24 protein-coding genes are annotated in these 25862 nt (G+C 72.2%); 10 read left to right on the forward strand and 14 right to left on the reverse strand.

From position 1 onward, the window contains the following. Window positions 1-105 precede the first annotated feature (105 nt). Both KBX00_RS11805 and KBX00_RS11810 read right to left on the reverse strand, forming a co-directional pair. A complete protein-coding gene (locus KBX00_RS11805; protein ID WP_210826190.1) occupies window positions 106-861 on the reverse strand; it encodes an ABC transporter permease in 756 nt (251 codons plus the stop codon). Window positions 862-878: 17 nt separating this feature from the next. Continuing rightward, the gene (locus KBX00_RS11810) at window positions 879-1838 is read right to left on the reverse strand and encodes an ATP-binding cassette domain-containing protein (RefSeq protein ID WP_210826192.1); all 960 of its coding nucleotides are present in this window, start codon (window positions 1836-1838) and stop codon (window positions 879-881) included. Window positions 1839-2023: 185 nt separating this feature from the next. Here KBX00_RS11810 and KBX00_RS11815 point away from each other — a divergent pair, with 185 nt between their 5' ends. Next, window positions 2024-3775 (forward strand): biotin carboxylase N-terminal domain-containing protein, encoded by a 1752-nt coding sequence (locus tag KBX00_RS11815; RefSeq protein ID WP_210826194.1) that lies wholly within the window; start codon window positions 2024-2026, stop codon window positions 3773-3775. Between the two features lie 13 nt (window positions 3776-3788). Here KBX00_RS11815 and KBX00_RS11820 read toward each other — a convergent pair whose 3' ends face one another. Next, the gene (locus KBX00_RS11820) at window positions 3789-4685 is read right to left on the reverse strand and encodes a LysR family transcriptional regulator ArgP (RefSeq protein ID WP_210826196.1); all 897 of its coding nucleotides are present in this window, start codon (window positions 4683-4685) and stop codon (window positions 3789-3791) included. 71 nt (window positions 4686-4756) lie between these two features. On the opposite strand from KBX00_RS11820, the gene KBX00_RS11825 reads away from it, so the two are divergent. Both KBX00_RS11825 and KBX00_RS11830 read left to right on the forward strand, forming a co-directional pair. Then, window positions 4757-5353 carry a LysE/ArgO family amino acid transporter gene (locus KBX00_RS11825; RefSeq protein WP_210826198.1) on the forward strand — a complete coding sequence of 199 codons (597 nt, stop codon included), beginning with the start codon at window positions 4757-4759 and terminating at the stop codon, window positions 5351-5353. Between the two features lie 14 nt (window positions 5354-5367). After that, on the forward strand, window positions 5368-6807 hold the full coding sequence (locus tag KBX00_RS11830) for a GuaB1 family IMP dehydrogenase-related protein (RefSeq protein ID WP_210826200.1): 1440 nt from the start codon (window positions 5368-5370) through the stop codon (window positions 6805-6807). Between the two features lie 28 nt (window positions 6808-6835). Here KBX00_RS11830 and KBX00_RS11835 read toward each other — a convergent pair whose 3' ends face one another. After that, window positions 6836-7420 (reverse strand): TetR/AcrR family transcriptional regulator, encoded by a 585-nt coding sequence (locus KBX00_RS11835; RefSeq protein ID WP_210826202.1) that lies wholly within the window; start codon window positions 7418-7420, stop codon window positions 6836-6838. Between the two features lie 87 nt (window positions 7421-7507). Between KBX00_RS11835 and KBX00_RS11840 the strand changes: the two genes are divergently transcribed. Next, window positions 7508-7954: a DoxX family protein gene (locus tag KBX00_RS11840; protein WP_210826204.1), complete on the forward strand. Its 447-nt coding sequence runs from the start codon at window positions 7508-7510 to the stop codon at window positions 7952-7954. 73 nt (window positions 7955-8027) lie between these two features. Here KBX00_RS11840 and thrS read toward each other — a convergent pair whose 3' ends face one another. Continuing rightward, entirely contained in the window at window positions 8028-9248 is a 1221-nt protein-coding gene (gene thrS / locus KBX00_RS11845) for a threonine--tRNA ligase (RefSeq protein WP_210826206.1), read from the reverse strand. Between the two features lie 470 nt (window positions 9249-9718). Here thrS and KBX00_RS11850 point away from each other — a divergent pair, with 470 nt between their 5' ends. Further along, on the forward strand, window positions 9719-10396 hold the full coding sequence (locus KBX00_RS11850; protein WP_210826209.1) for a DUF998 domain-containing protein: 678 nt from the start codon (window positions 9719-9721) through the stop codon (window positions 10394-10396). Here the strand turns inward: KBX00_RS11850 and KBX00_RS11855 are convergent. Continuing rightward, window positions 10330-11733, reverse strand: coding sequence for an NAD(P)H-quinone dehydrogenase (locus KBX00_RS11855; protein ID WP_210826211.1), 1404 nt, complete (start codon window positions 11731-11733; stop codon window positions 10330-10332). The genes KBX00_RS11850 and KBX00_RS11855 overlap by 67 nt on opposite strands. Before the next feature lie 106 nt (window positions 11734-11839). Here KBX00_RS11855 and KBX00_RS11860 point away from each other — a divergent pair, with 106 nt between their 5' ends. Then, a complete protein-coding gene (locus KBX00_RS11860; protein ID WP_210826213.1) occupies window positions 11840-12295 on the forward strand; it encodes a gamma-glutamylcyclotransferase in 456 nt (151 codons plus the stop codon). Window positions 12296-12388: 93 nt separating this feature from the next. Here KBX00_RS11860 and KBX00_RS11865 read toward each other — a convergent pair whose 3' ends face one another. The 3 genes from KBX00_RS11865 to KBX00_RS11875 all read right to left on the reverse strand — a co-directional run bounded on the left by KBX00_RS11865 (window position 12389) and on the right by KBX00_RS11875 (window position 14773). Next, window positions 12389-13126, reverse strand: a complete 738-nt coding sequence (locus tag KBX00_RS11865) for a hypothetical protein (protein ID WP_210826215.1) — start codon at window positions 13124-13126, stop codon at window positions 12389-12391. 86 nt (window positions 13127-13212) lie between these two features. Then, on the reverse strand, window positions 13213-14136 hold the full coding sequence (locus KBX00_RS11870) for a hypothetical protein (RefSeq protein ID WP_210826217.1): 924 nt from the start codon (window positions 14134-14136) through the stop codon (window positions 13213-13215). A 4-nt stretch (window positions 14137-14140) separates the two neighbouring features. After that, a complete protein-coding gene (locus KBX00_RS11875) occupies window positions 14141-14773 on the reverse strand; it encodes an MBL fold metallo-hydrolase (protein ID WP_210826219.1) in 633 nt (210 codons plus the stop codon). 114 nt (window positions 14774-14887) lie between these two features. Here KBX00_RS11875 and KBX00_RS11880 point away from each other — a divergent pair, with 114 nt between their 5' ends. Then, window positions 14888-15856 (forward strand): DUF4349 domain-containing protein, encoded by a 969-nt coding sequence (locus KBX00_RS11880; protein ID WP_210826221.1) that lies wholly within the window; start codon window positions 14888-14890, stop codon window positions 15854-15856. Here the strand turns inward: KBX00_RS11880 and KBX00_RS11885 are convergent. The 3 genes from KBX00_RS11885 to KBX00_RS11895 all read right to left on the reverse strand — a co-directional run bounded on the left by KBX00_RS11885 (window position 15813) and on the right by KBX00_RS11895 (window position 19129). Continuing rightward, on the reverse strand, window positions 15813-17072 hold the full coding sequence (locus KBX00_RS11885; RefSeq protein WP_210826223.1) for an amidohydrolase: 1260 nt from the start codon (window positions 17070-17072) through the stop codon (window positions 15813-15815). The two genes, KBX00_RS11880 and KBX00_RS11885, sit on opposite strands and share 44 nt — an antisense overlap. Further along, window positions 17069-17248 (reverse strand): hypothetical protein, encoded by a 180-nt coding sequence (locus KBX00_RS11890; protein ID WP_210826225.1) that lies wholly within the window; start codon window positions 17246-17248, stop codon window positions 17069-17071. The genes KBX00_RS11885 and KBX00_RS11890 overlap by 4 nt, the downstream gene beginning before the upstream one ends. A 297-nt stretch (window positions 17249-17545) precedes the next feature. After that, a complete protein-coding gene (locus KBX00_RS11895; RefSeq protein ID WP_210826227.1) occupies window positions 17546-19129 on the reverse strand; it encodes a methylmalonyl-CoA mutase in 1584 nt (527 codons plus the stop codon). Between the two features lie 208 nt (window positions 19130-19337). Here KBX00_RS11895 and KBX00_RS11900 point away from each other — a divergent pair, with 208 nt between their 5' ends. Together KBX00_RS11900 and KBX00_RS11905 are read left to right on the forward strand one after the other, a co-directional pair. Beyond that, on the forward strand, window positions 19338-21479 hold the full coding sequence (locus tag KBX00_RS11900) for a serine/threonine-protein kinase (RefSeq protein WP_210826229.1): 2142 nt from the start codon (window positions 19338-19340) through the stop codon (window positions 21477-21479). Between the two features lie 48 nt (window positions 21480-21527). Then, window positions 21528-23288, forward strand: coding sequence for a phospho-sugar mutase (locus KBX00_RS11905; RefSeq protein ID WP_210826231.1), 1761 nt, complete (start codon window positions 21528-21530; stop codon window positions 23286-23288). 115 nt (window positions 23289-23403) lie between these two features. Here the strand turns inward: KBX00_RS11905 and KBX00_RS11910 are convergent, their stop codons facing one another. Together KBX00_RS11910 and upp are read right to left on the reverse strand one after the other, a co-directional pair. Beyond that, window positions 23404-24078, reverse strand: a complete 675-nt coding sequence (locus tag KBX00_RS11910) for a GPP34 family phosphoprotein (RefSeq protein WP_210826232.1) — start codon at window positions 24076-24078, stop codon at window positions 23404-23406. A gap of 53 nt (window positions 24079-24131) precedes the next feature. Next, window positions 24132-24764, reverse strand: a complete 633-nt coding sequence (upp, locus tag KBX00_RS11915) for a uracil phosphoribosyltransferase (protein ID WP_210826234.1) — start codon at window positions 24762-24764, stop codon at window positions 24132-24134. A 134-nt stretch (window positions 24765-24898) separates the two neighbouring features. On the opposite strand from upp, the gene deoC reads away from it, so the two are divergent. Beyond that, a complete protein-coding gene (gene deoC, locus KBX00_RS11920) occupies window positions 24899-25858 on the forward strand; it encodes a deoxyribose-phosphate aldolase (RefSeq protein ID WP_210826236.1) in 960 nt (319 codons plus the stop codon). Window positions 25859-25862 lie beyond the last annotated feature (4 nt).

Raw genomic sequence — 25862 nt, forward strand, 5'->3', positions numbered from 1 at the left:
CCCCCCCCCCCCCCCCCCCCCCCAACCCGGGCCGCCAGCCGCCCGGCCGGCCCGGGCCGGTCGGGGGCCGAGGTCGGTCGGGGTGGGGGCGACCCAGCCCGGGGGTCAGCGGACGCTGCGGGCGAACTGGCGGGCGGCCCAGTAGACGCCGGCCGCGGCGAGCACCGCGATGATGGTCAGCCCCTGCCAGACCCGGTCGTCGCCGATGTCGCCGTTGAACAGGGCACGGGTGCCGTCGACCGCCCAGGAGAACGGGTTCCACTTGGCGACACCCTGCAACCAGCCCGGCGCGAAGGCGAGCGGCAGCAGGATGCCGGAGAGCAGCAGCACCGGCTGGGCCACGGTGTTCATCAACGGTGCCAGGGCATCCTCACTCTTCACCTTCAATGCGACGCCGTAGGAGACCGCCGAGGTCATCAGCGCGATCAGGGCGAGCATCAGGTACGCCAGCAGCAGGTCACCGATGAACACTCGCAGGTCGAACAGGAGCGCGAGCAGCGTGATGATGACGGCCTGGGTCATCAGCGACACCACGTCGCGCAGCGACCGGCCGAGCAGCAGGGCGAGCCGGCTGACCGGGGTGACCCGGGAACGTTCGATGACCCCGGCGCGTAGCTCGGCGATGAGGCCGAAGCCCTGGAACAGGCCGCCGAAGATGGCCAGCAGGACCAGCAGACCAGGCACGAAGATCTTGTACGCCTCGGCCTGGGTGGGCGCGTTCAGTGCGGGCTTGAGCAGCGGGGCGAAGAGCAGCAGGTACATCACCGGCTGGAAGACGCCGACGAAGACCCACACCGGGTTGCGCAGCAGCAGGTGCAACTGCCGTTGGAAGATCAGCCAGGTGTCGCGAGCGAGCTTCATGAGATCTCCGGGTCGGGTCAGGACTCGCGCAGCGAGCGGCCGGTCTTGGTGAGGAAGACGTCGTCGAGGCTCGGGCGGTGCAGCTCGATCGACCTGAGGTCGAGCCCGGCCGCGTCGACCCGGCGCAAAATCCGTGGGATGGCGGTGGCACCCTCGTCGACGAAGAGCCGCAACCCGCCCTCGTCGAGCAGTTCCAGCCGGTTCACGTACTCCTCGCCGGCGAGCAGTTTCTCGGCCTCGCCGGTGGCGGTGACGTCCAGGCCGACCTGGACCACGTCGCCGGAGATCTCCCGCTTGAGGTCGGTTGGCGTACCCTCGGCGACCACCTCGCCGTGATCCATGATCGCGATGCGGTCGCAGAGCGCGTCGGCCTCGTCGAGGTAGTGGGTGGTGATGAAGACGGTCATCCCGTCGGCGCGCAACCGGCGGATCTCGTCCCACATGTGTGCCCGGCTCTGCGGGTCCAGCCCGGTGGTGGGCTCATCCAGGAAGACGATCTTCGGCTCGTGGATGATGCCGAGCGCGATCTCGACCCGGCGCCGCTGGCCACCGGAGTACGTCTTGCACTTGCGGTCGGCGAACTCGACAAGTTGGAACGCCTCCAGCGCCCGGGCGGCCCGTCGTTGCGCCTCGGTCTTGCGGATGCCGTACATCCGGGCCTGGAGCACCAGTTCCTCGCGGCCGGTGGATTCGTCCCAGGTGCTTCCGCCCTGGGCCACGTAGCCGATCCGGCGACGCACCTCGCCCGGATCCTTGAGCAGGTCGGCGCCGGCGATGGTGGCCTGGCCCCCGTCCGGCTCGATGAGGGTCGCCAGCATCCGCAGCGTGGTGGTCTTGCCGGCGCCGTTCGGGCCCAGGAACCCGAAGATCTCACCGGCCGGGACGTCCAGGTCGACGCCGCGTACCGCCTCGACGGTCTTCGTCTCCCGACCGGCCCGGCTGCGGAACGACTTCCGCAGCCCTCTGGTCTCGATCATGTCGTGCTCCCCGCTCGTGGCCTCTGTCGGCCATCATCGTCACCGGCACTCGACCACATCGGTACGACACCACGCCGCTCAATTACCTCGCCCGGGCAGTGCGCCATCCCACACTGAGCGATCGTTAGGGCCATCGGGGTGCCCGATAAACTCCCGGTCAGTAACCCGCCGGGAGGAGCCACCAGGTGCGCAAGGTACTCATCGCCAACCGAGGCGAGATCGCCGTCCGGGTCATCCGCGCCTGCCGGGACGCGGGCCTGGGCAGCGTCGCGGTGTACGCCGACTCGGACCGGGACGCCCTGCACGCCACGCTCGCCGACGAAGCGTACGCCCTGGGTGGTGACACCGCCGCGGACTCCTACCTGCGCGTCGACAAGCTGATCGACATTGCCGGTCGTTCCGGCGCGGACGCGGTGCATCCCGGGTACGGCTTCCTCTCCGAGAACGCCGACTTCGCCCAGGCGGTGATCGACGCCGGCCTGACCTGGATCGGCCCCAGCCCGCAGGCGATCCGCGACCTGGGTGACAAGGTGACCGCCCGGCACATCGCCCAGCGGGCCGGCGCCCCACTCGTCCCCGGCACCGCCGACCCGGTCGGCAGCCCCGACGAGGTGCTGGCCTTCGCCGTCGACCACGGACTGCCGGTGGCGATCAAGGCGGCCTTCGGCGGCGGTGGGCGCGGGCTGAAGGTGGCCCGCACCATGGAGGAGATTCCGCAGCTGTTCGAGTCGGCCACCCGGGAGGCGGTCGCCGCGTTCGGGCGGGGCGAGTGCTTCGTCGAGCGGTACCTCGACCAGCCCCGCCACGTGGAGGCGCAGGTCCTCGCCGACCAGCACGGCAACGTGATCGTGGTGGGCACCCGGGACTGCTCGTTGCAGCGCCGCCACCAGAAGTTGGTCGAGGAGGCGCCGGCGCCGTTCCTCACCGCCGCACAGCGGGCCCAGATCCACGACAGCGCCAAGGCAATCTGCCGGGAGGCCGGCTATCACGGTGCCGGCACCGTGGAATACCTGGTGGGCAGCGACGGCACCATCTCCTTCCTGGAGGTCAACACCCGACTCCAGGTGGAACACCCGGTCACCGAGGAGACCGCGGGCATCGACCTGGTCCGCGAGCAGTTCCGCGTCGCCGACGGCGAGAAGCTGCGGTTCACCGAGGACCCGACCCCGCGCGGGCACTCGATCGAGTTCCGGATCAACGGCGAGGACCCGGGCCGCAACTTCCTGCCCGCCCCCGGTACGGTCACCGCGCTGCGGCTGCCCACCGGTCCCGGCGTGCGGGTCGACACCGGCATCTCGGCCGGCGATGTGATCGGCGGCAACTTCGACTCCTTGCTCGCCAAGGTCATCGTCACCGGTGAGACCCGGACCGAGGCGTTGGAGCGGGCCCGCCGGGCGCTGGACGAGATGGTGGTCGAGGGGATGGCCACGGCGCTGCCGTTCCACCGCCTGGTGGTGCGCGACCCGGCATTCACCGCCGAGCCGTTCACCGTGCACACCCGGTGGATCGAGACGGAGTTCGACAACACCGTGCCGCCGTTCACCGCCGTTGCCGGAGCCGTCGCCGGTCCGGCGGGGCGCGAGACCGTCGTGGTCGAGGTGGGCGGCAAGCGGCTGGAGGTGAGCCTTCCTGCCGGTCTCGGCGCCGGTACGGGCAGTGCCGCGCCGGCCGCTCGCAAGCCCACCCGCCGGGGCGGCGGGACCACGGCGGGCGCGGCGGCGAGCGGTGACTCGCTCACCTCGCCGATGCAGGGCACGATCGTCAAGATCGCGGTCGCCGACGGCGACACGGTCGCCGAGGGTGACCTGGTGGTGGTGCTGGAGGCGATGAAGATGGAGCAGCCCCTGCATGCGCACAAGGCCGGTACGGTGAGCGGCCTGTCGGCCGAGGTCGGTGCGGTGATCACCGCGGGCGCGGCGATCTGCACCATCGCCTGAGGTGTGACGGACGTCAGCGGAGCGTTTCGGCGGCGACGGCACAGACGGCGACGGTCAGCGCGGTCAGCACCTGCGAGTCGAGCCGCCAGTGCTGCCAGTACAGCGGCATGTCCAGCACGCGGCCGGGTGCGATGTCCACGCAGCGCCCGGCGGCCAGGTCGGCGTCGGCGAGCTGCTCGGCCATCAACCCCCAGCCGAGCCCGAGTCGGATCGATTCGTTGAAGGCGGGCACCGACGGCACGTAGTGCACGGGCGGATCGAGGGTGCCCCCGGTCACCGCACGCAGGAAGCGGTGTTGGATGCGGTCCTTGCGGTCGAAGACCACCACCGGCGCAGCGGCGGCCGCCGCCCGGGTCAGCCCGTCGGCGAACCAGCGGTCCGCCAGCGCGGGCGCGGCCAGGGCCCGGTAGCGCATCGCGCCGAGCCGGCGGACGCGGCAGCCCTGCACCGCTTCGCGCTGGGCGGTCACCGCGGCGGTGACCGTGCCGGCGCGCAGCAGCTCGGCGGTGTGGTCCTGGTCGTCCTGCCGGATGTCGAAGGACAGCTCCGGCTGGTCGGGCAGCCGGGCCAGCGCGGCGGGGAACCAGGTGGCGAGCGAGTCGGCGTTGACCACGATGGCGACCCGGGTGCGACCCCGGTCGCCGCCGAGCGGTCCCCGGGCGTCGGCCAGCGCCTCCCGTTCCAGCAGCGCGAGCTGGCCAGCCAGGCGCAGCAGTGGGCGGCCGGCCTCGGTGGCGTCGCAGGGCCGGTGGCGGCGGACGAGCACCTGCCCGACGGTCTCCTCCAGCGCCTTGATCCGTTGGCTGACCGCCGACGGCGTGACGTGCAGCAGCCGGGCCGCCGCCTCGAAGCTGCCCTCCGAGACGACGGCCGCGAGCGTACGGAGCTGGGTGGAGTCGACACCACTCATGTAGCTGAGCTTAACCAGCCGAAGAATCTTTAGCTGGACTCAGGAAACGGGGCACCTCTAGCGTCGGCCACATGCTCACCTCCGTCGTCGCCGGTTTCTCCCTGTCCATCGCCCTCATCGTCGCCATCGGCGCGCAGAACGCCTTCGTGCTGCGCCAGGGCCTGCGCCGGGAGCACGTGGTGCCGGTGGTGCTGACCTGCGCGCTCTCCGACGCGCTGCTGATCGGGGTGGGCATCGCCGGGGTGGGCTCGGTGGTGGCCGGCCGCCCGGTCCTGCTCACCGCGATCCGTTGGGGTGGGGCGGCGTTCCTCCTCGGGTACGCGGCACTCGCCGCCCGCCGGGCGTTGCGTCCCGCCGCACTGGCGCCGGCCGACCGGCCACCGGCCCGGCTCGGCCCGACGCTGCTGGCCTGCCTCGCCTTCACCTACCTCAACCCGCACGTCTACCTCGACACGGTGCTGCTCCTCGGCGGCATCGCCCAGCAGCACCCGCACCGATGGTTGTTCGGCGTGGGCGCGGCGGCGGCCAGCGTGCTCTGGTTCGCCGCGCTCGGTGCGGGCGCGTACCGGCTCGCTCCACTGCTCGCGCGTCGGCGGGTCTGGCAGGTGCTCGACGGCGTGATCGCGGTGGTGATGATCGCAGTGGCGGTGGCCCTGGTACTGGGCTGAGTCATGATGGCCGGGTGCGGTTCCTCAATGGCGTGAATCCCGGGTACGACCTGACCTACAACGACGTCTTCATGGCGCCGGCCCGCTCCGAGGTGGGTTCGCGGCTCGACGTGGATCTGGCCACCGGCGACGGTACCGGTACCACCATCCCGCTGGTGGTGGCGAACATGACGGCGGTCGCCGGCCGGCGGATGGCGGAGACGGTGGCCCGACGCGGCGGCATCGCGGTGATTCCACAGGACATTCCGATCGACGTGGTGGCGGAGGTGGTCGCCTGGGTCAAGCAGCGGCACCTGGTGCACGACACGGCGATCGCGCTGGGCCCGAACGACACCGTCGGTGACGCCATCCACCTGCTGCCCAAGCGGGCCTACGGTGCGGTGATCGTGGTCGACGACGACCGCCGCCCGATCGGGGTGGTGACCGAGGCCGACACCGTCAGCGTGGACCGGTTCACCCAGTTGCGGCACGTGATGTCGACCGAGTTGCACACGGTGCCCGCCGACGCGGATCCGCGTACCGGCTTCGACCGGCTCTCGGCGGGCCGGCGGCGGCTGGCGCCCGTGGTGGACGACGCGGGCCGGTTGGTCGGCGTACTCACCCGCCCCGGTGCGCTGCGGGCGACGCTCTACAAGCCGGCGGTGGACGCAATCGGCCGGCTGCGGATCGCGGCGGCGGTGGGCATCAACGGCGACGTGGCGGGCAAGGCGAAGGCCCTGCTGGAGGCCGGAGTGGACACCCTGGTCGTGGACACTGCGCACGGCCACCAGGAGCGGATGATCACGGCCCTGCGGACGGTACGCGGCCTCGACCCGGCCGTGCCGGTGGCGGCCGGCAACGTGGTCACCGCCGACGGGGTACGCGATCTGGTCGACGCGGGTGCCGACATCATCAAGGTGGGTGTCGGTCCGGGCGCGATGTGCACCACCCGGATGATGACCGGGGTCGGGCGGCCGCAGTTCTCGGCGGTACTGGACTGCGCGGCGGCCGCCCGGGCCCTGGGCCGCCACGTCTGGGCCGACGGTGGGGTGCGGCACCCTCGGGACGTGGCGCTGGCGCTGGCCGCCGGGGCGTCCAACGTGATGATCGGCTCCTGGTTCGCCGGCACCTACGAGTCCCCCGGTGACCTGTTCACCGACGAGGAGGGCCGGCGCTACAAGGAGAGTTTCGGCATGGCCTCGGCGCGGGCGGTGAGCGCGCGGACCGGCGACGACAGCCCCTACGACCGGGCCCGCAAGGCGATCTTCGAGGAGGGCATCTCGTCCGCCCGGATGTACCTGGACCCGACCCGTCCCGGCGTGGAGGACCTGATCGACGAGATCATCTCGGGAGTGCGCAGCGCCTTCACCTACGCCGGTGCGCGCACCCTCGACGAGTTCCACGAGCGGGTGCTGATCGGCGTGCAGAGCACCGCCGGCTACACCGAGGGAATGCCCCTGCCGACCAGCTGGTGAGGCCGGGGCGGGCACCGGCTGACAACGTTCAGTCGGTGCCCGGGGCCGGTGTGAAGAGATGCCGGATCACCGACCGGGCGGCGTCACCCGGGTCCTCGCCCAGCCCGGCGGGGAGTGCACCGGCCAGCCAGAGGGTGGCGAAGCCGTGCACGATCGACCAGGCCGCCAGCACGTCTCCCTGCGGCCCGTCGGCGGCGGGCGTGGGACGGCCGGACCGGTGCGCCAGTCCAGCGCGCAGGACGGCGCCGGAGCGTTCCCGGGCGGCCCGCAGCTCGGCGTCGTCGGTTCGGTAGAGATCGGGGTGGAACATCACCTCGAAGTGAGCGCGATGCCCGACGGCGAACCTCACGTACGCCACGCCGAGATCAAGCAGCTCGTCGCCGGCCCCGGTGAGCGTGTCGGCGAGGGTGTCGAAACCCTGCGCCGCGATCGCGGTGAACAGGCCGGCACGGTCGCCGAAGTGGTGTGCCGGTGCGGCGTGCGAGACGCCGGCCCGGCGGGCCAGGTCGCGCAGGCTCAGCGCCGCCGGACCCGACTCCTCGATCGCCTGCACGGCCGCGGTGAGCAGGGTCCGGCGCAGGTCGCCGTGGTGGTAGCCGCGGGTGTCGCTCATCACCCCACCGTATCTTGTCGTTGACAAGATACGGTGGCCGGGGGCAATCTTGACACCGACAAGATATGCGATTGAGGGAGGGTATCGATGGCTCCGCTGATCGCCCTGGTCGCCGGCACCGGTCTCGCCCGGTTGGTCGGCCTGGCAGGGTTCTCCGCGCTCGATGGATGGCATCCGGCGCTGCGGGTCGGGCTGGCGCTCATGTTCGTCATGACCGGGATGGTGCATTTCGTCGGCCCTCGGCGGCGGGACCTGATCGCCATGGTGCCGCCCCGGCTGCCACGGCCGGAGCTGCTGGTCACGGTGACCGGGGTGCTGGAACTCGCGGGGGCGGTCGGGTTGCTCGTGCCGGCCACCGCCCGCTGGGCCGCCGCCGGGCTGGCTCTGCTGCTGCTGGCCATGTTCCCGGCGAACGTCTCCGCCGCCCGCCGCCGACTCACCCTGGCCGGACGCCCGGTCACTCCGCTCGGCGTCCGTACCGCGCTGCAACTGGTGTTCCTCGCCGCCACGGTCGCGGTCGCGGTCGGACCGTGAGCCGGCGCTCACCGCCACCCGCCGCTGCGGTCGCGGTCGGTCCGGGAACTGGATCCGACCGCGACCGTCGGCCTCAGTGGGCCGGCAGCAGGTCTCCGGAACGAGCAGCCACCACCGCGCCGATCAGTTCGATCGCCTCGGCCGCGGGCTGCGGTTCCAGCGAGCGGCCGTCCCGCAACCGCAACGCCACCCGGCCGTCGGCCGCCTCCCGGGCGCCCACCACGGCGGCGTACGGGATCCGGCGGCGGACCGCGTCGCGGACCCGGGCACCGAGCGTGCCGCCGTGGTCGACCTCGGCCCGCAGGCCCGCCTCGGTGGCCCGCCGGGCCAGGTCGACCGCGACGCCGGCCTGGTCGTCGCCGATCGGCAGCACGACCAGCTGCACCGGGGCGTACCAGGCCGGGAAGGCTCCCCCGTGCACCTCGATCAGGTACGCGAACAGCCGCTCCATGCTGCCGGCCAGGCTGCGGTGCACCATCACCGGACGCCGTCGTTCGCCATCGGCGTCGGTGTACGACAGGTCGAACCGCTCCGGCTTGTCGAAGTCGAGCTGGACGGTGGAGAGGGTGTATTCGCGCTCGGCCGCGTCCCGCACCTGGATGTCGATCTTCGGGCCGTAGAAGGCGGCCTCGCCCGGCGCCTCGGTGTACGACACCCCGTCGAGGGCGGCGCGGAGCAGGTCCTCGGCCCGCGCCCACTGCGCGTCGTCGCCGACGTACTTCTCCCCCGACCCGCGCAACGACAGCCGTACGCCCGCCGGCCGCACGCCCAGCGCCGCGTGCGCGGCCCGGATCAGCCGCAGGATCTCCGACACCTCCCGGCCGACCTCTTCCAGCGCGCAGAAGTTGTGCGCGTCGTTGAGGGTGATGGCGCGTACCCGGGAGAGTCCACCGAGCACCCCCGAGCGTTCCGCCCGGTACATGCCCCCGATCTCCGAGACCCGCAGCGGCAGTTCCCGGTAGGAACGCCCACGGGACCGGTAGACCAGGGCGTGGTGCGGGCAGAGCGCCGGGCGGAGCATCAACTCGTCGTCGCCCTCCCCCAGCCGCATCGCCGGGAACATCTCGGCGGCGAAGTAGCCGAGATGCCCGGAGACCTCGAACAGCTCCCGCCGGCCCAGCGGCGGGGTGTACACCTGCTGGTAGCCGGCCCGGCGTTCCAGGTCACGCAGGTACTCCTCGACGGCGTGCCGGGCGGCGGCACCGGCCGGCAGCCAGATCGGCAGGCCGGCACCGGAGAGCGGATCGGTGGCGAACAGGTCCAGGTCCCGGCCCAGCCGGCGGTGGTCGATCATGTCAGGCTCCTTGGTCGTACGCCCCGACACGACCCTCGACCCACGACGCACGAGTGCCCCGGGCGGATCGCCCGGGGCACTTGCGTAGACGAAGACGTCAGTGCGGCGCGCCAGGCTTCCCCGGCGTCGTCGTCAGCACCGCACTGCTCATGGGCGGAGATTACGCCCGTCCCGCGCACCGCCGCACCTCATTTGACCGGGCCGCTGGCACGGGACCTGCCAGCGGCCCGGCGGCGGCCCGGGCGTCAGGAACGGGGGACCCGACGCTCACCGGGCCGCGCGCCGACAACGGTACGCCGCTGAGGGAGATTTCGGCGACCGTACCTCGCCGTCAACCGTCATCGATATGTTTGCTGACCGGGCGGCCGGTCACCCGGGGTAAATCCGGATGCCCGTCGGGGTGGTCCCGGGGTCGGATTTCGGTGCTCGTCCCGGATCCGCCTGGGGTGCCCGCGAGGACAGGCTGAAGCATGCCTGGAATCCGGACCAGCGGTGCACTGGCCCTCGGTGGGATCGTCCTCGCGGCGGTGCTCGCCGTCATCGGTCATGCCGGCGTCAGCGACCTCGACCCGGTCAGTCTGACCGTCAGCGACTACGCCGTCTCCGACTCCGGCGAGGTCATCCACGTGGCCATGCTGCTGCTCGCCGCCGCCTCCGCCGTACTCATCCCGACGCTGGGTAAGTTCGGTTCACCAGGCGATCGGCGAGCGCCCACCCCCATCGCTCGTGCCGGTCACCGGGGTCGGGCGGCCGAGTGGCTGTTGGCGGTCTGGGCGGGCGGGCTGCTGGTGTCGGGTCTGGTGCCGACCAATCCGCCCGGCACCGAGATGGGTACGGCCGCCTACGTGCACCGGTACGCCTCGGTGGTCGCCTTCCTGGCGCTGCCGGTCGCCGGCTGGCTGCTCGCCGCCCGACTGCCCAGCGGTGCCCGTGCCGGGCACTGGCTGCGCGCCCTGACCGTGACCAGCCTGCTGCTGGCCGCCAGCATGGCCTGGTCCGCCTACCCCGGCGACCGTGCCTACTACGGCCTGATCGAACGCTTCCTCATCCTCGCCGAGGTGGCCCTGCTCGCCGTCATCGCCTACTCCAGTTCGTGGAGCATCAGCTGGCGGCCGGCCTCGGTCACCGAGCCGGACAGGCTGGGATAGATGGTGATGGTCTGAGCCAGTTCGTTGACGGTGAGGTTGTTCTCCACCGCCAGCGTGATCGGCATGATCAGTTCGCTGGCCTTCGGTGCGACCACCACTCCGCCGATCACCTGTCCGCTGGCCGGGCGGCAGAACAGCTTGACGAAGCCGTCCGGGATCTCGTCCATCTTCGCCCGGGCGTTGCCGCCCAGCGGCAGCATCACCTGACGCGCCGGCACCTTGCCGGCGTCCACCTCGTCCTGGGAGACCCCGACGGTGGCCAGTTCCGGGTCGGTGAAGACGTTCGCCGAGACGGTACGCAGCCGCAGTGGCCGGACCGCCTCGCCGAGCGCGTGCCACATCGCGATCCGGCCCTGCATCGCGGCGACGCTGGCCAGCGGCAGCACCCCGGTGCAGTCGCCGGCCGCGTAGATGCCGGGCACGTTGGTCCGGGACACCCGGTCCACCGTCACGTAGCCGCCCCGGGCCAGTTCGACGCCGTACTCGGCCAGGCCCAGCTCGGCGGTGTTCGGGATGGAACCGACCGCGATCAGCGCGTGTGAACCGGAGACCGTACGGCCGTCGGAGAGCTCGACCTCGACCCCGTCGCCGATGCGTCGGACGCCCTCGGCGCGGGAGTTGTTCAGGATGCTCATGCCTCGGGTCCGGAAGACCCGCTCGATCGCCTGGGCGGCGTCGGCGTCCTCGTGCGGCATCACCCGGTCGCGGCTGGAGACCAGGGTCACCTCGACGCCCATCGCGAGGTACGCGCTGGCGAACTCGGCACCGGTGACACCGGAACCGACCACGATCAGGTGCTCGGGCAGCTCGGGCAGGTCGTAGACCTGTCGCCAGGTCAGGATGCGCTCCCCGTCGGGCAACGCGGTGGGCAGTTGGCGGGGCGTGGCACCGGTGGCGATCAGCACGGTCGAGGCGTCGATGGCGTACGCGGCCTCCTCCCCGTCCGGCGTGACGATCACCCGGTGGGTGTGACCGAGCGTGTCCTCGCCGAGCCGGGCGCGTCCGGACACGAAGGTGACCCCGGCCTTCACCAGCTTCGCGTGGATGTCGGCGGACTGTGCCAGGGCGAGCCGCTTGACCCGGTCGTGGACCGCCTGGGCGTCGACGGTGACCGCCTCCAGCCCGTCGGAGTGCACCCCGAACACCTCGGTGTCGCGGTAGCCGGTCACCACCTCCGAGCTGGCGATGAACGTCTTCGACGGTACGCAGTCCGACAGCACGCAGGCGCCGCCGGCGCCCTCGGCCTCCACGACTGTGACGTCGGCGTCCAACTGGGCCGCCACCAGTGCCGCCTCGTAGCCCGCCGGCCCCCCGCCGATGATCACGATCCGGCTCACCACGACCGCCCCTCCTCGATGCTCACAGTGACTTTCTTCTCCCTGGCGCGTCCGACACGCACCGTCGTATTCTCCCCGACGCTCCGGCCGGGCTATCGTCATCGCCGTGCGTCATTACGCCGCCTACGGCTCGAACCTGGACCCCGCGCGGATGCGTGCCTACTGTCCGCATTCCCCGATGGTGGGCATCGGCTGGCTGGAAGGCTGGCGGCTGACCTTCGCCGGTGAGGACGTCATCGGCTGGGAGGGCGCCGTCAGCACCGTGGTCGAGTCGCCCGGCGACCGGGTGTTCGTGGCGCTCTACGACATCCACCCGTACGACGCGGCCCAGTTGGACGAGATCGAGGGGGTCACCTCCGGCACGTACCGGAAGCTGACCGTCCGCGTCTCGACCCTGGACGGCGACGTCACCGCCTGGGTCTACGTCTTCGACGGTTACGAGGGTGGTCTGCCCACGTCCTGGTACCTCTCCGAGATCGCCAACGCCGCCGAGAAGGCGGGCGCGCCGGACGACTACGTCATCGACCTGCGGTCCCGGCCCACCGGCACCGCGTCGGCGTAGCTCGTCTCCCACCGCTCCAGTCTGCTACCGGTCGTGGTGGCACCGGGCGGCGACCCCGGGTCCCGGGAAGATCGTCCCGGGATGGGTCGGTTCTCACCGCTGCGCGTGGGTCCGCGCCAGGGTCAGCAGCTCGACCAGTTCCGCGCCGTCGGCCGGACCCAGCGCCGTGAACGCCGGGGCGACGAGCCGGTCGGTCATCGCCTCGGCCCACAACCGCCGCCGCACCAGCGGTCCGACCGGCGGGTACGGTGGCGGCCAGCCGCAGGCCATCGCGCCGCTGGTGCCCTCGGGACCGGCCAGCACCGCCTCCAGCGGCGTCATCCCGCTGGCGCGCACGGCCACCAGGTGCGCCCCGGTGAAGTGTTCGCGCAGCAGGCGTAGGCCGGCGGCGACCCGGGCACCGGCCGTCGCCGCGTCCGTCGGCATGGCCCGCCACGCCGCGAACAGTGGCATCGCACTGGCGTCGGCCGCCGCGACGGCCCGTTCCACGAGCACCGCGAGTCGGTCGACGCGGGGCAGGTCACCCAGCATCTCCTCGCCCCACCGGCAGCACTCCGCGAGGCTGGCGGCGGCCACCTCGGCCGGCCGGACCGTGCGGGCGGCGGCGTCCCAGCCGTCGGCCACCGCATCGGGAGCGATGAAACCGAGCGCCGCCGCCACGGTCTCGGCCCGTACGTCACCGAGCGCGCCGGCCCGACCGGTGACGTAGAAGGCCCATCCGGAGATGCCGAGCAGCCGAGCCCGCCGCAGCGTGGTCGGGCACCGGTTGTACGCCTCCCCGAGGGTGAGCACCGCCGGCTTGCTGGCCGCCGCGACCTGCTCCGGCGTCATCCCGCCCCGCCCGCGCGAGGTCCACCCGACGCTGCGTACGTGAAGGATCCACCCGACGGTCCGTCCATGAGGGACCAGTCTGCCGGTCAATCGTCGGCGTCGGCATCCCCCTCCTCGGCGTCCAGCGCCTCCATCGCGGCCTCGACCTCGCCGGCCCGTCGTCGGGCGGCGCTGACCGATCGTTCGGCGGCCCGACGGGCCAGCCGGGAGCGGCTGAGTTCCTGCTCGGCGACGGCCCGGCGGCGTTCCAGTTCGGCGAGTTCCGCCTCGACGGCGTCCAGCGCGGCCAGCCCGTCGCGTTCGGCCTCGACCGCGCCGGCCAGGTCCGTCTCGGCCCGGCCCTGGTCGGTACGCGCCCGGTCCAGCTCCTTCTGCAACGCCCTGCGGCGACGGGACCGTTCGGCGCGGGCAGCCCGCTGCGCCTGTTCGGCCCGCAGCGTGCCCCGGTCCGGTGGACGCTGCCGGACCGGAGCCGCGGGTGGCGGTTCCTCGTCGCCGGTCACCAGGCGCAGCTGCGGACGGGGTACCTCGCCGAACCCCGCGTAGTGGGCCGGGCGCAGCAGTCGCCCGGAGCGCACCTGCTCGGCCACGTCGACGTCGGAGAGTGCGGCGTTGAAGGTCGCCTCGACCTCGGCCAGTGGCAGCTTCCCACCCGACGGGGCCCCCTCGACGCCGGCGGCGAGCCGGCGTACCTCGGCGACGAGCGCCCCGACCACCGCCCGCCGCTGCGCGGACAGCTCCCGCAGGCGCGGGCCGCGCAGCTCGCGCTGCGCCTCCCGCAGGGCTTCGGCCAACTGCGCCAGCTCGGACACCAGCTCCGGCCGCTCCAACGCCATCAGGTTGACCAGCCAGGCGGCCACGGTGGGGCGACGCAGCCGGGCGATCTCCCGGGCGGTACCCGGGTCACCGGCACGGCGGGCCAGCGCGACGGCATCGTCCCGGGCGGCGACGAACCGGTCCGGCGGCGTGCGGTAGAGCTGCTCGACGAGGTCGGGTGGCGGGCCGGGCATCGGCTCAGCCGTCGATCCGGCTGCCCGGCTCCAGCCGCTGGTACTCGCTGCCCGACAGCGCCGTGTACTGCCGGTCGAGCACCGCGTAGCCGTTGTCGTTGAGCAGGGCGTCGTGCAGCGCGAAGACCCGACGCGGTGCCACCGCCCGGATGAAGTCGACCACCTCGGAGAACTTCGACCAGGGCGCGTGTATCGGGGCGAAGAGGGTGTCGACCTGGACGTCGTCCGGCACGAACAGGGCGTCGCCCGGGTGGTAGACGACGTCGTTGAGCAGGTAGCCGAGGTTGTCGATCACGGGGATGTCGGGATGGATCACCGCGTGCCGGCCGCCGTGGGCGCGTACCGGGATCCCGGCGGCGGTGAACGACTCGCCCGGGGACACCGGACGCAGCACGTCGGCCGCCTCCCCGAGTGGGCCGGCCAGCGACGCCGGGCCGTGGACGACCAAGGGACGCCGAGCCAACTGCCGGTGCACCGCCGCCGCGTCGAGGTGGTCCGGGTGCTCGTGGGTGATCAGCACGGCGTCGGCCCCGTCCAACGCCACCGCCGGCTCACTGAACATTCCTGGGTCGATGACCAGCACTCCCCCGTCGTGCTCGACCCGCAGGCACGAGTGGGCGTACTTGGTGAGCCGCATCGTGATGCCTCCCATATCGATTCGTGACGTCCTGAGCGCAGTCTGCCGGAACCCGCGCGGTGGTGTGTGGCGTCCGAGCCATTGCCCGCCCGGGCAGCAGAGAGGGGAACGGGGATGGAGATGCGAAGAGCCCGCCGGCACGGGACCACGGCGGTGGCGACTCTGGCCGCGCTGCTGATGCTCGCCGGCTGCGGCAGTGGCAGCGACTCGGGGACCGCCGACAGCGCCGCCGCGCCGGCACCGGCCCAGGAAGGCGGGGGCGCCCCGGCGGAGGCCGGCGCCGACGCACAGGGTGGGGCCGGCGCGGCGGCGGACACCCGGGTCGACCAGCGGTCCATCATCTACACCGGATCGCTCCGGGTGCAGGTGGAGAATGTGGACAACGCCGCCCGGGACGCCGCCGCCGCGGCCACCCGGGCCGGCGGCTTCGTCGGCGGCGACCAGCGCCGCAGCTCCGACGCGGACGCGGTGGCCGACCTCGAACTGCGGGTGCCGGCGGAGCGGTTCTACGCGGTCGTGGAGGAACTGGCGGGCCTCGGCAAGCCGGAGCGCCGGGAGATCGGCACGCAGGACGTCACCGAGGAGACCATCGACCTCGACGCCCGGATCACCAGCCAACGGGCCCGGGTGGAGAGCGCGCGACGGCTGCTCGCCCAGGCCGACTCGATAAGCGACCTGGTGAGCATCGAGAACGAACTGGCCCGGCGGGAGGCCGACCTCGCGTCGCTGGAGGCGAAGAAGCGGCGGCTGAGCGACCTCACCGCGCTGTCCACCATCACGGTCACCCTGGTGGGGCCGGGTGTCACGGTCCCCGATGAGGAGAACCAGATCGGCTTCCTGGTGGGGCTCAAGGGCGGCTGGCAGGTCTTCCTGGCCTCGATGACCATCCTGCTCACCGTGCTGGGTGCGGTCCTGCCGTGGCTGCTGGCCTTCGGCGTACCGCTGGGGGCGCTGTGGTGGCTGGCCCGCCGTCGCCGCCGGAACCGACCCGCGGTGCCGGCTCTGGTCGCACCGGTCGGCGCGCCACCACCGCCGGGTGTCAGCGCGCCGCCGTCAGTGCCTGGAGCGCGGTCTGCACCATGAGGCGTACGCCCACCGGGATGGCCCGTTCGTCCACGTCGAACGACGCCCGGTGCAGGTCGACGTTCGGCCCGGAGCGGCCGACCCCGAGGCGGGCCAGGGCGCCGGGGACGTACTCCAGATACCAGGAGAAGTCCTCGCCGCCCATGCTCTGCGGGGTCTCCGCGACGCCCTCCGGGCCGAGGGCGGCGGCGGTGGCGGCGTTCAGCACCCCGATGGCCCGCGCGTCGTTGCAGACCGGCGGGCGACCGCGCAGGTACTCCAGGTCGACGGTGGCCCCGGTCGGTGCGATGACGTCCCGAACCACCTGAGAAACGATCTTCGGGGCCAGTTCCCAGGTGTCGCGGTCCATCACCCGCAGGGTGCCGGAGGCGGACGCCTCGGACGGGATGACGTTGTACCGGGTGCCCGCGGAGGCGTGCCCGAAGACCAGCAGCAGTCCACTGTTCGCCGGCACCCGACGGTTGACCAGGGCGGGCACCTCGGTGATCAGCCGGCCGAGCGCGTCGACCAGGTCCACGGTCAGGTGCGGGCGGGCGGTGTGACCGCCGGGGCCGGTGAGCCGGACGGTGACGTTGTCCGCGGCGGCGGTGATCGGACCGACCCGTAGGCCCACCTGGCCGACGGGCAGGCTGGGGTCGCAGTGCAGTGCGAAGATCTGCACCACGTCGTCGAGGCCGCCGGCCTCGATCACCTCAAGCGAGCCGCAGGGCAGGATCTCCTCGGCGGGCTGGAAGATCAGCCGGACCCGGCCCGGCAGCTCGCCCAGATCGGCCAGCTGCGCGAGCAGCATGCCGACGCCCAACATGATCGTGGTGTGCACGTCGTGACCGCAGGCGTGGCAGACCCCCTCGACCGTGGAGCGGTACGGCACGTCCTTGACGTCGCTGAGCGGCAGCGCATCGATGTCGGCGCGCAGTGCGATCACCGGACCGTCCGGGCGGCCGTTGATGTCGCAGATCACCCCGTTGCCCTTGGGCAGCAGGCGCGGCTGCAACCCGGCCAGGGAGAGTTCCCGGGCCACCAGGGCCGCGGTCTCGAACTCCGCGCCGGACAGCTCCGGGTGCGAGTGGATGTGACGGCGCGTGGCGATCAGGCCCGGTACCCGGAGGGCGAGCAGGTGGTCCAACTCGAAGGGCAGGGGCTGGGAACCGGTTGGCGCATCCGGCCAGGACGGCGCCAGTTGGTGACCGGTCGGCATCGTCAACGCACTCGTCACGTCGAATTCTCTTCGATCACTAGAAATGGATGGATCATCGGGAACAGCAGACAGCGTAGACCCACGATGGTGACTCTGCGCAACCTCGTTCCGGTGATGATCGGACCGCGCAGCGTCACGTATGCCCTGCTGAGAGCGTCCGTAGGTGAGCGGCACAGCAGGTAGATCGCGGTCATACGCCGTCATCCACCCCTCACCTCCTACAACGCGTAATCGTGCCGCGAGCGCCGAGAATCTTCGCGAAACTCTCGTCGTCGTTCCGAATTGTCGCATTAGTCGCGCCGATGAACTGACGGTACGACAATTACCCGACCACGCGCGGCAACGATCACCCGTGGACGTTCACACGCACCGAGGCCCGCCGACCGCACACCATGTGCGTTCGCGTGATCATTGGCAGCGGAGTACCCGGGTACGGCCCGTTCGACACGCTGCGCGACGGGCAGTGGTGCTCGGCGGCGGAGGAACGGAGGTCAGAACCGGTCAGTGGGCTGGTAGCGGCCCCAGACCTCGCGGAGCGCCCCACACACCTCACCGACGGTGGCGCGCTCGCGCAGCGCCGCCTTCATCGGGTGGAGCACGTTGTCGGTGCCGGAGGCGGCCTCCCGCAACTCGACCAGGGCCCGCTTCACGGCTGCCGAGTCCCGCTCGGCCCGCAGCTTCGCCAGTCGCTCGGCCTGGGCGGCCTCGATGGCCGGATCGACCCGCAGCGGCTCGTACGGCTCCTCGGCGTCGATCGTGAACCGGTTGAGTCCGACCACCACCCGCTCAGCCGAGTCGATCTCCTGCGCGATCCGGTACGCGGACTGCTCGATCTCCCGTTTCTGGAAACCGACCTCGATCGCGTCCACCGCCGACCCGTGCTCGAAGACCCGGGCCATCAGCGCGTCCGCCGCCGTCTCGATCTCGGCGGTCATCGCCTCCACCACGTACGAGCCGGCGAACGGGTCGACCGTGGCGGTGAGATCGGTCTCGTAGGCGAGTACCTGCTGGGTACGCAGCGCCAGCCGGGCCGCCTTCTCGGTGGGCAGCGCAATCGCCTCGTCGAAGCTGTTGGTGTGCAGCGACTGGGTGCCGCCGAGCACCGCGCCGAGCCCCTGCACCGCCACCCGGACCAGGTTCACCTCGGGCTGCTGGGCGGTCAACTGCACGCCAGCGGTCTGGGTGTGGAAGCGCAGCATCATCGACTTCGGGTTCTTCGCGCCGAACTCGTCGCGCATCAGGCGGGCCCAGATCCGCCGGGCCGCCCGGAACTTCGCCACCTCCTCCAGCAGGGTGGTGCGGGCGACGAAGAAGAACGAGAGCCGGGGGGCGAAGTCGTCCACGGCCAGCCCGGCGGCGATCGCCGCCCGGACGTACTCGACGCCGTTGGCGAGCGTGAACGCGATCTCCTGCACGGGCGAGGCGCCGGCCTCGGCCATGTGGTAGCCGGAGATGGAGATGGTGTTCCACTTCGGCACCTCGGTGCGGCAGTAGCCGAAGGTGTCGGCGACCAGCCGCAGCGAGGGCTTCGGCGGGAAGATGTACGTCCCCCGGGCGATGTACTCCTTGAGGATGTCGTTCTGGATGGTGCCGTTGAGCGCCGAACCCGGAACGCCGTTCTCCTCGGCGACGAGTTGGTAGAGCAGGAGCAGCACCGAGCCGGGCGCGTTGATGGTCATCGAGGTGGAGACCTTGTCCAGCGGGATGCCGTCGAACAGCAGCCGCATGTCCTCGATGGAGTCGATGGCCACGCCGACCTTGCCCACCTCGCCGTGCGCGATCGGGTCGTCGGAGTCGTACCCCATCTGGGTGGGCAGGTCGAAGGCGACGGACAGGCCCATGGTGCCGGCCCGCAACAACTGGTGGTAACGCGCGTTGGACTCGGTGGCGGTGCCGAAGCCCGCGTACTGCCGCATCGTCCACGGACGGGAGGTGTACATGGTGGGGTAGACCCCACGGGTGTACGGGAACTCACCCGGTGCGCCGAGCCGGGAGTCCAGGTCGCCGGGAAGATCAGCAGGCGTGTAGACGCCCTTGATCGGGAAACCGGACTCGCTTGACCGCGGTTCGCTCATCAACGGATGGTAGGACGCGCGGAGGGCCACCGACGGGTGAGGGGTACCCCACATTACGTCGGCACAGCGGCGACAAGAGGTGAGTGGCCGCACACGTACCGTCGAGTAGTGGAAACGTCCGCCGCGCCGGCTTTCGCATCGGGCGTCTGAACCAGCAAGATAGGGGGGTTGTGTCCCAGCCCTCTCGACTTCCCCCGGTGGCTTTTCTGTGACTCAGATCCCGACGTGGAGCGGCGGACCAGTCAGCACTCCCACCAACGGACGCGCGACCCCCGGCACCGTCATCGGCGACCGGTACTCGCTGCGCTCGGCGGTGGGCAACGGCGGCATGGGCACGGTCTGGCGGGCCACAGACACGCTGCTGCGCCGTGACGTGGCGGTCAAGGAGGTCGTCCTCCCGCCCGGCCTGGCGCCGAGCGACCGCGACTCGATGTACGAACGCACCCTGCGCGAGGCCCGCGCCGCCGCCGCCATCGCCCACCCGGCGGTGGTGCAGGTGTACGACGTGGTCACCGAGGCCGGGCGGCCGTGGATCGTGATGGAGCTGCTGGACGCCCGCAGCCTCGCCGACATGGTGATCGAGGACGGGCCGATCGCCCAGCGGGTGGTTGCCAAGATCGGCATCGCGCTGCTCGGCGCGCTCGAGGTGGCGCACGCGATCGGCGTGCTGCACCGCGACGTCAAGCCCGCCAACGTGCTGATCTGCTCGGACGGCCGTTGCGTGCTCACCGACTTCGGCGTCGCCCGGATGCCCACCGACGTGCAGCTCACCACCCCGGGCATGGTGCTGGGCTCACCGCACTTCATCTCTCCCGAACGGGCCATGGGGCAGGAGTTCGGCCCCCCGAGCGACCTGTTCTCCCTCGGCGTGACGCTGTACACCGCCGTGGAGGGCCGGCCGCCCTTCGACCGGGGCGACCCGATCGAGACCATGCACGCCGTGGTCGAGGATCCGCCCGCGCCGCCGCAACGCAGCGGCCCGTTGACCCGGGTGCTGATGGGTCTGCTGGAGAAGGACCCGGCCCGCCGACTCGACGTGCACACCGCGCGCGCCATGCTGCGCGAGTTGCTGGCCGGTCCGCTGAGCAGCAGCGCCGCCGGAGTCAACTCGATGACCGACCAGTACTCCGTGATGCCGGTGCCGCAGCCCGCACCGATCAGCGTGCCGGCCGCCCCGGCCAAGCCGGCCCCGTCCGGGCAGATCGGCGGCCGGGCGATGCTGGGCCCCGGCGAGTCGCTCACCGACCGGCTGGCCGCGCTGCGCCGGGGCGAGCGCCCCGGCCAGGCCGCCCCGGCCAGCGCCGCCGCGATGGACGACACCAGCGCCGACGCCCTGGCCCGGCCCGGGCAGCGGGGTACCGCGATGTCCCCGCCCCCCGCCGGCCGCACCTACGGCGGTGCCGACGCGACCCAGCGGATCGGCTCGGACAGCAACCAACGGGTCGGGCCGGAGGTCTTCGGCTACGGCGGCCAGCCCGACGCGACGCAGCGGATCGGCGGCTACGGCGCCGGGCCCGACGCCACCCAGCAGCTCGGTGGCTACGGCACGCGACCCGAGGCGACCCAGCGGGTCGGTGGCTACGGTAGCCAACCCGACGCGACGCAGCAGGTCGGCGCCTACGGTGCCGCGCAGTGGCCGGCCGCGCCCCACCAGCCGTACGGCACGTCGGCCCCCGCTGCCGACAGCGACAGCGGGAGCAGCCCGGTGGACCGGGCGAGGGCCGCCGGCACCCGGGTGGTCGACACCGTCAAGGGCTGGCCACGCAAGATGCAGCTGGCGGCGGCCGGCGGCCTCGCGGTGCTGCTGTTGATCGGCATCGTGGCCTTCGCCAGCGGCGGCGACGAGACGCCCACCACCCCGGTGGCCGAGCCGTCCGCGTCGGCGGACGAGGGTCCCGGCATCGAGATGCAGGAGCACTCGGCGCGCGGGATCCAGATGCTGGTGCCCGAGGGCTGGAAACGGGCCGCGCCCGCCGGTGGGGTCTACATCGACTACACCGACCCGGAGGACAGCGGCCGTCGGGTGCGCGTCCTCAACGAGGAGTGGAGCGGCACCTCGGCCCGCTGGGCGCAGGTCGCCGAGAACGGCCTGAAGACCCGGTCGAAGTCCTGCGCGAAGCCGTACACCCAGGTCGCCATGGCCGAGAAGGAGCTGGCTGGGAAGCCCTCGGCCGAGTTCGAGTACACCTGCGGCGAGGGCGACGAGATGCGGCACGGCATCTGGCACGGGGTGGCCCATGACGGCCGGCTCTACTCGTTCTACCTCACCTCGACCGACGCCCGCTTCGAGGAGAGCAAGCCGATCTACGCGGAGATGCTCAAGTCTTTCCAGCTCACGTCGGCCGGCTGAGCCGGGGCGCACGCCCCTGGAGATCCCTCGCCGTGCTATCAAGAGGCCATGGCGGCGGAGACCACTGACCTCGACACCATCCGCGAGCGGGCCGAACGCTGGCTCGCCGACGATCCCGACCCGGCCGGCCGGGCGGAGCTGCGGGCGGTGCTCGACCAACTGCCGGGCAGCGCGCCGGAGTTGGCCGACCGGTTCGCCGGGCCGCTGACCTTCGGCACGGCGGGGCTGCGCGGGCCGCTGCGGGCCGGCCCGAACGGGATGAACCTCGCGGTGGTCACCCAGGCCGCCGCCGGGCTGGTCGCCTGGCTCGCCGCCCAGGGCGGCACCGGGCCGCTGGTGATCGGGTACGACGCCCGGCGCGGTTCCCGCGAGTTCGCCGAACGCACCGCCCAGGTGGCCACCGGGGCCGGACGGCAGGCGCTGCTGCTGCCCCGCCCGCTGCCCACCCCGGTGCTCGCGTACGCGGTGCGGCACCTGTCGGCGGTGGCCGGGGTGATGGTGACCGCCAGCCACAACCCGCCGCAGGACAACGGCTACAAGGTGTACCTCGGTGCCGAGCTGGGCGGGAAGCTGGGTGCCGGGGCGCAGATCGTGCCGCCGGCCGACGCCGGCATCGAGGCCGCCATCCGCGCGGTCGGTCCACTGACGCAGGTGCCGCTCGGCCCCGCCGGCCAGGTGCTCGGCGACGACCTGGTCGCCGCGTACGTGGCGCGGGCGGCCGGTGTCGTCTCCCCGGGCGGGCCCCGGGAGCTGACCGTGGCGTACACCCCACTGCACGGTGTCGGTGCGACGGTGCTCACCGCCGCGTTCGCCGCCGCCGGTTTCCCGACGCCCGGCGTGGTACCCGACCAGGCCGAGCCGGACCCGGACTTCCCCACCGTCAGCTTCCCCAACCCGGAGGAGCCGGGCGCGGTGGACCGGCTGGTCGCGCTCGCCGAGCGCACCGACGCCGACCTGGCCATCGCCAACGACCCCGACGCCGACCGCTGCGCCGTCGCCGTCCGGGAGCCGTCCGGCGGCCCCGACGCGGCACCCGGCGAGCCGGATGCGGCAGGCGGACCGGGTACGGATGCGGCAGGCGGACCGGGTACGGATGCGGCGGGCGGGCCTGGCTGGCGGATGCTGCGCGGGGACGAGGTGGGTGTGCTGCTCGCCGACCACCTGATGCGACGCGGGGTCACCGGCCTGTACGCCACCACAATCGTCTCGTCGTCGCTGCTACGGGCGATGTGCGCGGCGCGCGGGCTGCCGTACGACGAGACGCTCACCGGGTTCAAGTGGATCGTCCGAGCCGGTGCGGGGAGCGAGCCACTGGTCTTCGGTTACGAGGAGGCGCTCGGCTACTGCGTCGCTCCGGACCACGTACGTGACAAGGACGGCATCACCGCCGCACTGACCGTGGCCGAGCTGGCCGCCGGCCTCAAGGCGCAGGGGCGCACGCTCACCGACCGGCTCGACGAGTTGGCCGCGGAGTTCGGCGTGCACCAGACCGACCAGCTCTCGGTGCGCGTCGACGACCTGCGCCTGATCGCCGACGCGATGGGCAGGATCCGCGCCGCCACCCCGACCACCCTGCTCGGCCAGCCGGTCACCGAGGCACAGGACCTGCTCCCCGACGCCGACGTGGTGATCCTGCGTACCGCAGCGGCCCGGGTGGTGATCCGCCCCTCCGGCACCGAACCGAAGCTCAAGGCGTACCTCGAAGTGGTGGAACCCCCCACCGACGGCGACCTAGCGGCGGCCCGCACCCGCGCGGCAAGCGCCCTAACCACCCTCCGCACCGAAATCGCCCACGCCCTAGACCTCTAACCCCCACCCTGCTCTCCCCCACCCACCCCGTTGATCATGAAGTTGTTGTCCGGGACACGCCGAGTAGCCGACAACAACTTCATGGTCAACGGAGCGAGGGCGACGCAGCGGTGGGTCAGCGGCGGGGGCCGAGGGCGTGTTCGACGGCGCGGCCGAGGGCGGCCACCACGAGGGCGACCGAGGGGCGGATCACGGAGTCTTCCAGGTTGACCTCGCCGGAGAAGCCGGCACCGCTGGCGATCTCCTCAAGCCGGCGGCGGGCGGCGTCGGCGTCCTCGCCGGTGACCCCGAGTGCGGACTCCATCCGGAGCACGGCGACCAGGGTGGCGAGGGCGGCGGTGCGCTCGTCCGGAGCGGCGCCGGTGAGCACCACGGCGAGCCGCTGCCGGGTCTCCTCCTCCACCGTCGGGTCCACCACCGGGTAACGGTGCACGTGGATGAAGCCCAGCTCGGTCTCGTCGACGTCCCGGACGACGCCCTGCTCGCAGAGGTCGCCGAGAATCCGGTCGCGCAGGCCGTGCCGCAGCCGCTGCACCCAGGACGAGGGGCTGTGCGGCGTGTCGGCCACGATCTTGGCCAGCACCGCGTCGGTGACCGGTTCGCCGGTCGGCGTCGGGTCCACCGCGGTCAGGGCCCCGTCGGTGTACGCGATCCGCCCGGCCAGGGCCAACTCGATGAGGACGGCGGCGGCCATCCCCAGGTCGAGGCTGATCCGCGGCAGCGTCGCCTTACCCGTTTCGTCGTCGTACGCGAGCAGGAGCAGTTCCTCGGCGAGTGGCACACCAGTCATGGCCCGAGACGGTAGCCGGTGCCGGCACCACCCGCACCACAAACCGCCGGGCCTCAGAAGCGGGGCATGCCGCCGAACTGCCGGTCACCGGCATCGCCGAGGCCAGGCACGATGAACATGCTGTCGTTGAGACCGTCGTCGATGGCGGCGGTGACCAGGCGCAGCGGCAACCCGGAACGCTCCAACCGCTGGATGCCGGCCGGCGCGGCGAGCACGCAGAGCACGGTGATGTCGGTGCAGCCGCGCTCGGCCAGCAGCCGGCAGCAGTGCTCCAGGGAGCCACCGGTGGCCAGCATCGGGTCGAGAACAAGCACCGGCAGACCGGTGAGGTCCCGGGGCAGGGACTCCATGTAGGCGCGCGGCTCGAAGGTCTCCTCGTCACGGGCCAGCCCGACGAAGCCCATTGAGGACTCGGGCAGCAGCCCCAGCGCGGCGTCGGCCATGCCGAGACCCGCTCGCAGCACCGGCACCAGCAGCGGCGGGTTGGCCAGCCGGGTGCCCTCGGTGGCGGTCACCGGCGTCTGCACCGGGTAGGTCTCCACCGGGAAGGGGCGCGCGGCCTCGTACACCAGCATGGTGGTGAGTTCGTGCAGCGCCGCCCGGAACGTAGAGGAATCGGTGCGCTCGTCCCGCATGGCGGTCAGCCGGGACTGGGCGAGCGGGTGGTCAATGACGAGTACGTCCACGATCGCTCAACCTACCCGTCCCGGATACCGACGCGCGGGCCCCGGCCGCGACCAGCGACCTCGCTCACCCGTGCGCGCCCCGGCGAACGTAGTGACCAAGATCACGCGGCGTCAACCTGCGTAGACTTCGGGGCATGACGGCGACAGCGACGTCGGCCCGCTCGGACCTCTCCGAGCTGGGACGATCCGAGACCGCTCTGCGGACCTTCCTGCACGGCCTACCGGGCGTGGACCAGGTCGGCGCGGAGCAGCGGGCAGCCCAACTCGGCACCCGATCCATCAAGACCACCGCCAAGGCCGAGGCGATCGACCTCGCCATCCGGATGGTCGACCTGACCACGCTGGAGGGCGCGGACACCCCGGGCAAGGTACGGGCGCTCGCCGCGAAGGCGCTGCGGCCCTCTCCGGCCGACCCGTCCTGCCCGCACGTCGGTGCGGTCTGCGTCTACCCCTCGATGGTCCCCCACGTGGCCGAGGTGCTGCGCGGCAGCGCTGTGCATCTGGCCAGCGTGGCCACGTCGTTTCCGTCGGGCCAGGCACCGCTGGAGATCAAGCTCGCGGACACCCGCGCCGCCGTCGAGGCGGGCGCCGACGAGATCGACATGGTGATCAACCGTGGTGCCTTCCTGGCCGGCCGCTACGCCGAGGTGTACGACGAGATCGTCGCCACCAAGGAAGCCTGCCGGGACGCCCATCTGAAGGTGATCCTGGAGACCGGCGAGCTGGCCACCTACGACAATGTGCGCCGCGCCTCCTGGCTGGCGATGCTCGCGGGCGCCGACTTCATCAAGACCTCCACCGGCAAGGTTCCGGTCGCCGCCACCCTGCCGGTGACGCTGGTGATGCTGGAGGCGGTCCGCGACTTCCGCGCCGCCACCGGGCGGCAGGTTGGCGTGAAACCGGCCGGCGGCATCAAGACCACCAAGGATGCGATCAAGTACCTGGTCATGGTCAACGAGACCGTCGGCCCGGACTGGCTGCACCCCGACTGGTTCCGCTTCGGCGCCTCCAGCCTCCTCAACGACCTGCTGATGCAGCGCACCAAGCTGACGACCGGCGTCTACGCCGGCCCCGACTACTTCACCCTGGACTGACCGC

Origin of the sequence: Micromonospora sp. C95 (genome assembly GCF_018070465.1) — a bacterium.
Lineage (GTDB): Bacteria > Actinomycetota > Actinomycetes > Mycobacteriales > Micromonosporaceae > Micromonospora.

What these genes read in the sequence shown, in the direction of transcription:
- KBX00_RS11880 (WP_210826221.1), top strand. Translation starts at nt 14,888, where the DNA reads ATGGAGATGCGAAGAGCCCGCCGGCACGGGACCACGGCGGTGGCGACT.
- KBX00_RS11905 (WP_210826231.1), top strand. Translation starts at nt 21,528, where the DNA reads ATGGCGGCGGAGACCACTGACCTCGACACCATCCGCGAGCGGGCCGAA.
- KBX00_RS11810 (WP_210826192.1), bottom strand. Translation starts at nt 1,838, where the DNA reads ATGATCGAGACCAGAGGGCTGCGGAAGTCGTTCCGCAGCCGGGCCGGT.
- KBX00_RS11865 (WP_210826215.1), bottom strand. Translation starts at nt 13,126, where the DNA reads ATGACGCCGGAGCAGGTCGCGGCGGCCAGCAAGCCGGCGGTGCTCACC.
- KBX00_RS11825 (WP_210826198.1), top strand. Translation starts at nt 4,757, where the DNA reads ATGCTCACCTCCGTCGTCGCCGGTTTCTCCCTGTCCATCGCCCTCATC.
- KBX00_RS11820 (WP_210826196.1), bottom strand. Translation starts at nt 4,685, where the DNA reads ATGAGTGGTGTCGACTCCACCCAGCTCCGTACGCTCGCGGCCGTCGTC.
- KBX00_RS11870 (WP_210826217.1), bottom strand. Translation starts at nt 14,136, where the DNA reads ATGCCCGGCCCGCCACCCGACCTCGTCGAGCAGCTCTACCGCACGCCG.
- KBX00_RS11895 (WP_210826227.1), bottom strand. Translation starts at nt 19,129, where the DNA reads ATGAGCGAACCGCGGTCAAGCGAGTCCGGTTTCCCGATCAAGGGCGTC.
- KBX00_RS11805 (WP_210826190.1), bottom strand. Translation starts at nt 861, where the DNA reads ATGAAGCTCGCTCGCGACACCTGGCTGATCTTCCAACGGCAGTTGCAC.
- KBX00_RS11890 (WP_210826225.1), bottom strand. Translation starts at nt 17,248, where the DNA reads ATGACCGCGATCTACCTGCTGTGCCGCTCACCTACGGACGCTCTCAGC.
- KBX00_RS11835 (WP_210826202.1), bottom strand. Translation starts at nt 7,420, where the DNA reads ATGAGCGACACCCGCGGCTACCACCACGGCGACCTGCGCCGGACCCTG.
- KBX00_RS11850 (WP_210826209.1), top strand. Translation starts at nt 9,719, where the DNA reads ATGCCTGGAATCCGGACCAGCGGTGCACTGGCCCTCGGTGGGATCGTC.
- KBX00_RS11875 (WP_210826219.1), bottom strand. Translation starts at nt 14,773, where the DNA reads ATGCGGCTCACCAAGTACGCCCACTCGTGCCTGCGGGTCGAGCACGAC.
- deoC (WP_210826236.1), top strand. Translation starts at nt 24,899, where the DNA reads ATGACGGCGACAGCGACGTCGGCCCGCTCGGACCTCTCCGAGCTGGGA.
- thrS (WP_210826206.1), bottom strand. Translation starts at nt 9,248, where the DNA reads ATGATCGACCACCGCCGGCTGGGCCGGGACCTGGACCTGTTCGCCACC.
- KBX00_RS11840 (WP_210826204.1), top strand. Translation starts at nt 7,508, where the DNA reads ATGGCTCCGCTGATCGCCCTGGTCGCCGGCACCGGTCTCGCCCGGTTG.
- KBX00_RS11910 (WP_210826232.1), bottom strand. Translation starts at nt 24,078, where the DNA reads ATGACTGGTGTGCCACTCGCCGAGGAACTGCTCCTGCTCGCGTACGAC.